Below are 10,097 nucleotides of genomic sequence, written 5' to 3'. Positions count from 1 at the left end.
TGTTTCAACTTTTTTTATTTTGTATTTGATTCGTCTTCTATTTTTGCTTGAAGTGTTGAACGACCATTATCTTCAGCTACCTGTCGTGCCAACAAATCGCGGATATCACTTAAGTATTGTTCAGCAGTCGGTTCGTCAAGAACTTCTTCGTCTTCTGTTTTACGTAAATCTTTTGCACTGTTGGCTGCTTTGACCACTAAGAACAAAACAAAACCTGTAATTAAAAATGTAATAATAGCACTAACAACATTACCAAATGAAAAAGTTACGCCTTTGACAGGTGTGACGTCTAAGACAGACAACGCCCCGTCCAGATCAGAAGTACCAGTGACAAGAGCAACTATCCAACCAATTAATGGTGTAATCAATCCTTCTACGATTTGATTAACGATTCCTGTGAACGCACTCCCGATAACAACCCCAACGGCTAGATCAAGCACATCGCCTCGCATAATAAACTCTTTAAATTCTTTTATCATAAAACCCCTACTTTCTTTTTCCTTACCTTTAGTATATCTAAGAATAAAAAAATGTAAAAACAATAAACGCTTTTGTTCGCTAAATGCTTAAATACTAACCTTCTATGCTATACTAGAATCAACTGTAACGATAAAAGGAGCAACGACTTATGACGAATAAATTGGCAGAAGGCGTGAATTTACATGTCTTACAAACAAAAAAATATAAAACGATTCGAATCTTTATTCGATTCACCACACGTCTTGATCGAGCAGTCATTACGCAACGATCATTACTGAGCAGTTTATTAGAAACAAATAGCTTAAATTATCCAGACCAGACACAACTTAGCGCGAAGTTAGCTGAATTATATGGTGCAAGTTTTGGCTGGAATGTAAGCAAAAAAGGAAATTTACATTGGCTGAATGCAGGCATCAGTTTTGTTAATGGCGATTATGTGAATGACTCAAAAATTCTGCTCCAAGTTGTTGACTTTTTGAAAGAGGTTATCTTTGCGCCAAATATTGTAGATGGGCAGTTCGATAATCAAACGTTTGATTTAGAAAAAAACAATCTGAAAACTTATTTAGAAAGTTTGGATGAAGACAAACAGACATTAGCTTCATTAGCACTGCAACGTCTCTATTTTGAGCAAGCAGATGCTCAAAGAATCCCTAGTTTTGGAACAGTAAGAGACCTAAAAGAAATTACGGCAGAGTCACTTGCTACGTATTACAAGAAAGTCCTGGCAGAAGATCAAGTCGATATTTTTGTTATTGGAGATGTGAACGAGAAGGAAGTTATCAAAGCAATTCAAACATTGCCATTTACTGACCGCAAATTTACACATCCAGAAATATTTTATGCACAGCCACAATCAAATGTAATCAAAGAACGCCAAATGCATGAACCTGTCGTACAAGCAAAGCTAAACTTAGCCTATCAAACAAATGTTTATTATAACCAGCCAGAGCGTTTTTCACTGATGGTGTTCAATGGCTTATTTGGTGGCTTTCCACATTCAAAATTGTTTATGAATGTACGTGAAAAAGAAAGCTTGGCTTATTATGCTTCTAGCAGTGTAGATACGTTCCGCGGATATATGACTGTTCAGACAGGAATTGATGGGAAAAATCGCGAAAAGGTTTTACATTTGATTCATAAACAATTAGAAAGCTTACGAAATGGTGAAATCACTGACCTCGATTTATCCCAAACAAAAGCAATGTTGAAAAATCAATACTTGCTATCACTCGATGCACCACAAGCAGCAATCGAATCGACTTATTTAGACAACTGGCTGCCAGAAACTAAATTAACAGATGACGAATGGTTAGCTCGATTAGAAAGTATCACAATCAAAGATGTTCAAAAAATTGCAGATCAAGTGGAACTTCAAGCAATTTTCTTTTTAGATGGAGGAAGCATGAATGAATAAAACTGAGTATTCACAAATTAATGAAACGCTTTATCATGAAGTGCTGCCAAATGGATTGACCGTTTACTTATTACCAAAAAATGAGTACCACAAAACCTATGGCTTATTTAGCACGAATTATGGCTCAATCGATAATGAATTTATTCCTTATGGAGCGAATGAAAAGACAAAGGTGCCGGATGGAATTGCACATTTCTTAGAACACAAGTTATTTGAAAAGGAAGACGGAGATGTTTTCCAATTGTTTGGTCAACAAGGCGCTTCTGCGAATGCCTTTACCAGCTTTACCAAAACAAGTTATTTGTTTTCAACGACAGATCAAGTAGAAAAAAACTTGTTGACGTTACTAGACTTTGTGCAGGCGCCATATTTTACTGAGGAGACAGTCAACAAAGAAAAAGGAATCATTGGACAAGAAATCCAAATGTATGAAGATGATCCTAACTGGCGTCTATTTTTTGGTATTTTGAATAACTTATATCCAAAACATCCTTTACACATCGATATTGCAGGGACGGTTGATAGTATCGATAAAATCACGGCAGATGATTTGTATACTTGCTACCACACATTTTATCAACCAAGTAATATGGTTTTGTTTTTAGTAGGAAAATTGGATCCAGAGAAAATAATGGAAGTCATTAGAGAAAATCAAATGAGCAAAGAATTTCCACCAGTGCAAGAAATCAAGCGATATTTTCCTGAAAATAACGATGAAATTATTGAAGAAAGTCATCTAAGAGCGGCTGTAACACGTAAAAAATTCGTTTTGGGGATTAAAGGTGTTGACGAGTTACCGGCAGATGGCTATCAACTGATGCGCTATAAAACAGCATTGAATCTCTTATTCCAATTATTGCTAGGAAACACTTCTCAAAACTATTTGAAGCTTTACAATGAAGGAATCATTGATGATAGTTTTGGTTTTGAATTTAGCCTAGATCGTGAATTTCATTTTGCTGATTTTAGTGGTGATACGGACGAACCAAAACGTGCTGCGCAGCAAGTGCGGAAAATCGTTCTTGGGTTTGAGAAGGATCCAGAAGTAAATGAAAAAAATCTTGAATTATTGAAGAAAAAAATGCTAGGTAAATACTTCCAATCACTTAATTCTATTGAGTATATTGCTAACCAGTTTACGCAAAACCTGTACGGTGAGTACACTTTATTTGATTTACCAGAAGTGATTGAATCCATTCGATTAGCTGATGTACTAGCAGTTGGTTCAGCTTTCTTAGCGGCGGAGAGGTTTAGCGAGTTTTATATGGAACCCCAAGGTGAGTAAGATGCCAACGGCGTTAGTTATGGGAGCTAGTGGGGACATTGGTGAAGCAATTTGTCGTCAGTTGGCGCAAGAGGGCTGGTCATTGTATTGTCACTACCATCGTAATGAAAATAAAGTATTAAATTTCGTTTTAGACTTGCAAAAATGTTATCCGCTGCAAGATTTTTTTATGGTATCCTTAGATATGTTAAACATGGAAGAAATACCGAAATTTACACAAGGATTATTTCAAGTTGACAGTGTCATTTTTGCATCAGGATTTACGAAATATGCTTTGTTTAAGGAGTATACGGGGGCAGATATGGATCAGCTTTGGCAAATTCATGTGAAATCTCCGTTATTACTTTTGCAAAGACTGGAACCAAAACTTGCGCGGTCTGATTATGGCAGAATTGTGTTTATTGGTTCTGTTTACGGGATGCAAGGAAGCAGTATGGAAACAGTTTACAGTGCTGTTAAAGGTGCCCAACAAGCATTTGTTAAGGCTTATGCAAAAGAAGTGGCAACCTTAGGAATAACGGCCAATGTCATAGCGCCAGGAGCTGTCGCAACAGCAATGAATCAAGACTGGTCTGAAGCAGAATTAACGGAGTTAAAAGCGGCAATCCCGTTAGGAAGACTAGCTCAGCCAAAAGAAATTGCTGCTGCTGTGACATTTTTATTACAAAAAGAAGCGGCCTATGTCACCGGGATTACATTACCAGTAACGGGTGGTTGGCTAGAATAAAAAGACTGGAGAAGATGAACGAGTGGCTTTTGAAACCATTGGGGAAAAATTACGGCAAGCTCGTCTAAATAAAAAAATATCTTTAGACGAATTACAACAAATTACAAAAATTCAAAAACGTTACCTCGAAGCAATCGATAACGATGAGTTCGATCAACTTCCTGGTAAGTTTTATGTACGTGCATTTATTCGCCAGTACGCGCAAGCTGTTGGAGAAGATGGCGATAAACTTGTAGATGTTTTCGATGGAAAAAGAAAATTATCTGATGGCTCAGAAATTAAAAGACCAGAGCCAGAAACTGTGAGTGGTTCACGAAAAGCAATGCACCAAGAAGAATTTGAACCAAGCAAATTTTGGACAAGTCTGCCTGTTCTTTTGTTAGGATTGGTTGCAGTTGCAATCGTGATTGTGGTTGGCTATATGACATGGCAAGATCGACAAGCAGCACCAATTATTAGTGAAGCAAGCTCATCAATGACAGTCGATGGCTCAATTGAAGAAACAAAACAATCTTCACATGCAAGTGAGTCAACACCAGCACAATCTTCAACAGTTGAATCAACGACTGAAGAAAAGAAAATGACGATTACTGCTGGTACAGATACAACAAATGCAATTGATGTGAATATTACGGATGCAACAGAGCCTTTAACACTGGAATTCACAGCGAAAGATCGCGTGTGGGTAGGTGTGATGGTTAATGGGGCGTATGTTTACCAAGGAACACTTGCAGCCGGTGAATCACAGAGCACACAGCTTGCTGCCAATGTACCTAATGCAGTCGTGACAATCGGTGCAGCAAGTAATGTTGCAATTAAAGCAAATGGGGAAGATGTTCCAGTGAACGCTGGAGAAAATAATTTAAGTCCTAAAAATGTTAACCTTGCTGTCCAATACGCAGAATAATTCAGACAAAAACTGCAATAAAAATCCACTCGATTTTTATTGCAGTTTTTCAATAGTAAAGTGAATAATTTTTTTGTGAGTAGAAAAAGTAAGTTATTTCTGTGGAAACTTTAGAGAGACTCACGTAAAATGAACAAGAAAGGAGTGCAATAGTGTGAATTTACCAAATAAATTAACAGTATTAAGAATTTGTATGATCCCAATCTTTATCCTTGTTGTAGGAGTACCAATGGATTGGGGACAATTAACGGTGGGAACAACAACTGTTGTTGTAACACAAGTAGTTGGAGCAATCATTTTTGCAATTGCAAGTATTACGGATTGGCTTGATGGAAAAATTGCTCGTTCTCAAGGTTTAGTAACAAACTTCGGGAAATTTGCCGATCCTTTAGCAGATAAAATGTTAGTTATGACGGCATTTATTATGCTAGTTGGACAAGATAAGGCACCAGCTTGGGTTGTTGCGATTATCGTTTGTCGAGAATTAGCGGTAACAGGTTTACGCCTATTATTAGTTGAACATGGTGAAGTGATGGCGGCTGCATGGCCTGGAAAAGTAAAAACTGCTACACAAATGGTGGCAATTATTTTGTTGCTGATCAACAATATTCCATTTAATTTGATCGGTCTTCCATTAGATCAAATTATGCTTTATGCATGTTTAGTATTTACTATCTATTCTGGTGTTGATTACTTTGCCAAAAATAGTGGTGTGTTTAAGGGTTCAATGTAATTCCGATAAAAGCTTGGTGACGATTTTGTCCCAAGCTTTTTTAAATAAAAAATATTTGCGTTATAGCGTATTAATTATTAGGGAGAGGCAAATTTATGAAAGCAGAGATTATTGCAGTAGGAACAGAGCTACTTCTTGGTCAAGTAGTCAACACAAATGCAACTTTTTTGGCTGAGCAATTAGCAGATCTTGGTATCGAGGTTTATTATCAGACAGTGATTGGAGACAACAGACAAAGACTAGATGAGTTGTTAGAATTAGCAGAGTCACGAAGCGAGTTGATTATTTTATGTGGTGGATTAGGTCCTACTGAAGATGACTTAACAAAAGAAGTAACAGCTGATCATTTGGGAAAAGGGTTAGTTCAAGATAGAGAGGCCTACCAAAAGTTATTAGAATTTTTTGAAACAACCAAGCGTAAAATGACTGCGAATAACTTACAACAGTCGCAAACTATTGAAGGAGGGATTGTGTTACCAAATCGTACGGGGCTAGCTGTCGGGACATTTATCCAAAAAGAATCACATGCTTATATCCTACTCCCCGGACCACCAAGTGAACTGAAGCCAATGTTCATTGAGCAAGTGCGCCCATTATTAATTGAAAAATTTCCTTCAAAAGAAAAATTGATTTCACGTGTTCTACGCTTTTATGGAATTGGCGAATCCCAATTAGTTACAGAGCTAGCAGAACTGATTTCAACCCAAATCAATCCAACAATTGCACCCTATGCGAAACCCAATGAAGTTACCTTACGTTTAACAGTTAAAACAAATGATGTACATGCTGGTAATCAAGCGTTGCTTGCACTTGAAGAAAAAATTCAAGAGCGAGTGGGTGAATATTTTTATGGTTATGGGGATGATAATTCTTTAGAAAAAGTTGTAGTTGATTTGCTAAAAGAAAGAGGAAAAACAGTGACTGCTGCTGAAAGTTTGACTGCAGGAGAGTTCCAAGCAACATTAGGGAAAATTTCTGGTGTTTCTGCAGTTTTCCCCGGGGGATTCGTGACCTATTCAGAAGAAGCAAAAGCCGATTTTTTAAAAATCGACTCACAATTTTTGAGAAAACATGGGACAGTTAGTCAAGAGTGCGCCGAAAAAATGGCTGAGCAAGCAAGAAAGTTAGCGAAGACGGACTATGCAGTATCGTTTACAGGTGTCGCAGGACCAGGGATGTTAGAAAACCAAGCTGTTGGGACAGTCTGGATTGCTGTGGCTTCAGTTAATGATGTAAGTGCGGCTAAGTTTCAATTTACACGCGGACGTGAAGTGATTCGACGTAGCGCGGTAATGGAAGGATTGAACATGTTGCGTAAACGGATTTTAAGAAAAAAATAAAATGCGAATATTTGTTCGGTTTTTCTTGCTTTTTAATTCTAAAACCGCTATGATAATTGTATTGAAATGACGTTGTTAATGTGAATATAAGGAGGATTATCGTATTGGCAGATGATCGTAAAGCAGCCTTAGATGCTGCGTTAAAAAAAATCGAAAAAAGTTATGGTAAAGGTTCTATTATGAAATTGGGCGAGAAAATCGACCAACAAATTTCAACAATTCCAAGTGGTTCACTTGCTTTAGATGTAGCATTAGGAGTAGGTGGTTATCCGCGTGGAAGAATCATTGAAGTTTATGGACCAGAAAGTTCTGGTAAAACAACTGTTGCACTTCATGCAATTGCTGAAGTACAAAAAAATGGTGGGACAGCAGCTTTTATTGATGCTGAGCATGCATTGGACCCACAATATGCCCAAAAATTAGGTGTCAATATTGATGAATTGTTGTTATCACAGCCAGATACAGGTGAACAAGGATTAGAAATTGCTGATGCATTAGTTTCAAGTGGCGCAGTAGATATCGTTGTTGTCGATTCAGTAGCAGCGTTAGTTCCGCGAGCAGAAATTGATGGTGAAATGGGAGACGCTCACGTTGGGTTACAAGCTCGTTTGATGTCTCAAGCTTTGCGTAAATTATCAGGTTCAATTAATAAAACAAAAACAATTGCAATTTTTATCAACCAAATTCGTGAAAAAGTAGGCGTAATGTTTGGTAATCCAGAAGTAACACCTGGGGGCCGTGCATTGAAGTTCTATGCAACGATTCGTTTAGAAGTACGCCGCGCAGAACAATTGAAGCAAGGGACAGACATTGTCGGAAACCGTACAAAAATCAAAGTAGTTAAAAACAAAGTGGCACCACCATTTAAAGTAGCAGAAGTCGATGTAATGTATGGACTAGGAATTTCACAAGAAGGAGAGCTACTTGATATGGCGGTAGAAAAAGATATCGTTGATAAAAGTGGTGCTTGGTATTCATATAAAGAAGATCGTATTGGTCAAGGACGTGAAAATGCGAAAATCTATATGTCTACACATCCAGAAATGATGAATGAGATTTCTGGCTTAGTTCGCGAAGCTTATGGAATCGGTGAAGGTATTGAAACAGAGGAAAAACCTGAACAGGAAGAATTACCTTTAACAGAAGAATAATTGATTTGATTTTCAAAGGTCGGGACAAGCTGTCTCGATCTTTTTTTGTTGGGTGTGACGGTTAAAAGTTAAAGAATTACATCCAGAGTAAAAAATGATTAAAAATAAAAGAATGTTTGTAATCGCTTATGTATATTTTAAAATAATTTGTACTCTGATATAACAGTTATGGCTAACTTGTTCAATTAAAATAATCAAAAACTTGATCTTTATCTATGAGAAGCAAAAAAGATTAGGTCCAGTTAATAAATTAAGTGTTATCAAGTCTTTTTTTGCTTTGATAAATAAAAAACCATCGTTTAATATAAATTTAGAAAGCAGTTTCTTTGTTTATTTAAAGTTGACACTAAGGGGTACAAACATTAGAATAAACTTGTGTACTTTTTGTACACATATGCAAGTAGGCATATTGATAAGATTAAAATAGTTTATCAGAAAAACTACGTGATTGATAAAATGAAAAAGATAGTATGGAGGTGGATTTTATGGTATTCAACATTCTCCTCGCTATCATCGGTTTAATTGTCGGTCTTGGTTTAGGGTTGGTCGTTGCGAAGTCACGTCACGAAAAAGAGATAGCTGGTGCAAAAACATCGGCTGTGGGTATTATCGACAGTGCAAAGAAAGAAGCAGAGACTCTAAAAAAAGAAGCATTGTTGGAAGCTAAGGAAGAAAATCAGAAATATCGTTCTGAAGTTGAAAGTGAGCTGAGAGAAAGTAAATTAGAATTAAAATCTCAAGAAAATCGATTGATTCAACGTGAACAAACATTGAATCGTAAAGATGACTCATTGGAAAAACGTGAGAACTCACTTGAAAGCAAAGAAGAAATACTTAGTTCAAAACAGCAATTAATTGAAGAGCGAGAACAAGACGTTGAAAAATTGATTGAAGATCAACAAAAAGAATTAGAAAAAATTGCTGGTTTATCTAAAGAAGATGCAAAGGATGTTATCATGAAGTCAACCGAGGAAGAGTTGAATCATGAGTTAACTGTTATGGTGAAAGAATCTGAACAGCGTGCAAAAGAAGAGGCTGATCGTAAAGCGAAGAATTTACTTTCATTAGCTATTCAACGTTGTGCAGCAGATCAAGTTTCTGAAACTACAGTATCCGTTGTTACTTTGCCAAACGATGAGATGAAAGGTCGCATTATTGGTAGAGAAGGACGTAATATCCGCACATTAGAAACACTGACAGGAATTGATTTGATTATCGATGATACTCCTGAAGCAGTTGTTCTTTCTGGTTTTGATCCAATCCGCAGAGAAATTGCAAGAATGACGTTGGAAAAATTAATTCAAGATGGGCGTATCCATCCAGCTCGTATTGAAGAAATGGTTGAAAAATCACGTAAAGAAATGGATGAACGTATTCGTGAATATGGTGAAGAGGCTGCATTTGAAGTTGGTGCGCATACACTCCATCCAGATTTGATTAAGATTTTGGGACGATTACGATTTAGAACAAGTTATGGTCAAAATGTATTGAAGCACTCAGTAGAAGTTGCTAAGTTGTCTGGAATTTTAGCTGCAGAATTAGGCGAAGATATCCAATTAGCTAAGCGCGCAGGCTTACTACATGACATTGGGAAAGCACTTGATCATGAAATTGAAGGTTCTCATGTTGAGATTGGTGCAGAATTAGCTGCTAAATACAAAGAAAATCCAGTGGTTATCAATGCCATTGCTTCTCATCATGGTGATGTGGAAGCAACATCGGTTATTTCAGTGCTTGTGGCAGCAGCTGATGCATTATCTGCTGCTCGACCTGGTGCACGAAGTGAATCTTTAGAAAACTATATTCGTCGTCTTCAAAACTTAGAAAATATTTCTAATAGCTTTGCTGGTGTAGATTCAAGTTTTGCTGTACAAGCAGGACGCGAAGTACGTGTAATGGTAAAACCTGAAGAAATTTCTGACTTAGAAGCAGTTCGTTTGGTTAGAGATATCCGTAAACGAATTGAAGAAGAATTAGATTATCCTGGACACATTAAAGTAACCGTTATTCGCGAAACGCGAGCAACAGATTACGCTAAATAAAAAAAGACCAATGAC

At 37.1% G+C, this 10,097-nt stretch carries 9 protein-coding genes; 8 read left to right on the top strand and 1 reads right to left on the bottom strand.

Features of this window, described 5'->3' with window-relative positions:
* Positions 1–14 precede the first annotated feature (14 nt).
* The gene (gene mscL / locus JZO71_RS11000; protein WP_206899562.1) at positions 15–479 is read right to left on the bottom strand and encodes a large conductance mechanosensitive channel protein MscL; all 465 of its coding nucleotides are present in this window, start codon (positions 477–479) and stop codon (positions 15–17) included.
* Between the two features lie 149 nt (positions 480–628).
* Between mscL and yfmF the strand changes: the two genes are divergently transcribed.
* The 8 genes from yfmF to rny all read left to right on the top strand — a co-directional run bounded on the left by yfmF (position 629) and on the right by rny (position 10,082).
* On the top strand, positions 629–1,897 hold the full coding sequence (gene yfmF / locus JZO71_RS10995) for an EF-P 5-aminopentanol modification-associated protein YfmF (RefSeq protein WP_206899560.1): 1,269 nt from the start codon (positions 629–631) through the stop codon (positions 1,895–1,897).
* Positions 1,890–3,182 (top strand): EF-P 5-aminopentanol modification-associated protein YfmH, encoded by a 1,293-nt coding sequence (yfmH, locus tag JZO71_RS10990; protein WP_206899559.1) that lies wholly within the window; start codon positions 1,890–1,892, stop codon positions 3,180–3,182. The genes yfmF and yfmH overlap by 8 nt, the downstream gene beginning before the upstream one ends.
* A 1-nt stretch (position 3,183) precedes the next feature.
* Positions 3,184–3,909: an elongation factor P 5-aminopentanone reductase gene (ymfI, locus tag JZO71_RS10985; protein ID WP_206899557.1), complete on the top strand. Its 726-nt coding sequence runs from the start codon at positions 3,184–3,186 to the stop codon at positions 3,907–3,909.
* Between the two features lie 22 nt (positions 3,910–3,931).
* A complete protein-coding gene (locus tag JZO71_RS10980) occupies positions 3,932–4,816 on the top strand; it encodes a RodZ domain-containing protein (protein ID WP_206899555.1) in 885 nt (294 codons plus the stop codon).
* Positions 4,817–4,970: 154 nt separating this feature from the next.
* Entirely contained in the window at positions 4,971–5,549 is a 579-nt protein-coding gene (gene pgsA / locus JZO71_RS10975; RefSeq protein WP_206899553.1) for a CDP-diacylglycerol--glycerol-3-phosphate 3-phosphatidyltransferase, read from the top strand.
* A 95-nt stretch (positions 5,550–5,644) separates the two neighbouring features.
* Complete coding sequence (locus JZO71_RS10970) at positions 5,645–6,889, top strand: competence/damage-inducible protein A (RefSeq protein WP_206899551.1); 1,245 nt, start codon at positions 5,645–5,647, stop codon at positions 6,887–6,889.
* A gap of 104 nt (positions 6,890–6,993) precedes the next feature.
* Positions 6,994–8,040, top strand: a complete 1,047-nt coding sequence (gene recA / locus JZO71_RS10965; RefSeq protein ID WP_067484637.1) for a recombinase RecA — start codon at positions 6,994–6,996, stop codon at positions 8,038–8,040.
* Between the two features lie 485 nt (positions 8,041–8,525).
* Positions 8,526–10,082 carry a ribonuclease Y gene (gene rny, locus JZO71_RS10960; protein ID WP_067484639.1) on the top strand — a complete coding sequence of 519 codons (1,557 nt, stop codon included), beginning with the start codon at positions 8,526–8,528 and terminating at the stop codon, positions 10,080–10,082.
* Positions 10,083–10,097 lie beyond the last annotated feature (15 nt).

Origin of the sequence: Candidatus Enterococcus courvalinii (genome assembly GCF_017315945.1) — a bacterium.
Lineage (GTDB): Bacteria > Bacillota > Bacilli > Lactobacillales > Enterococcaceae > Enterococcus_B > Enterococcus_B courvalinii.
Note: the sequence above shows the minus strand (reverse complement) of the source record. Positions and strands in the feature narration are given on the sequence as shown.

Excerpts from the sequence above, each read along its gene's own strand:
- mscL (WP_206899562.1), bottom strand. The coding sequence starts at position 479 with ATGATAAAAGAATTTAAAGAGTTTATTATGCGAGGCGATGTGCTTGAT.
- yfmF (WP_206899560.1), top strand. The coding sequence starts at position 629 with ATGACGAATAAATTGGCAGAAGGCGTGAATTTACATGTCTTACAAACA.
- yfmH (WP_206899559.1), top strand. The coding sequence starts at position 1,890 with ATGAATAAAACTGAGTATTCACAAATTAATGAAACGCTTTATCATGAA.
- ymfI (WP_206899557.1), top strand. The coding sequence starts at position 3,184 with ATGCCAACGGCGTTAGTTATGGGAGCTAGTGGGGACATTGGTGAAGCA.
- JZO71_RS10970 (WP_206899551.1), top strand. The coding sequence starts at position 5,645 with ATGAAAGCAGAGATTATTGCAGTAGGAACAGAGCTACTTCTTGGTCAA.
- rny (WP_067484639.1), top strand. The coding sequence starts at position 8,526 with ATGGTATTCAACATTCTCCTCGCTATCATCGGTTTAATTGTCGGTCTT.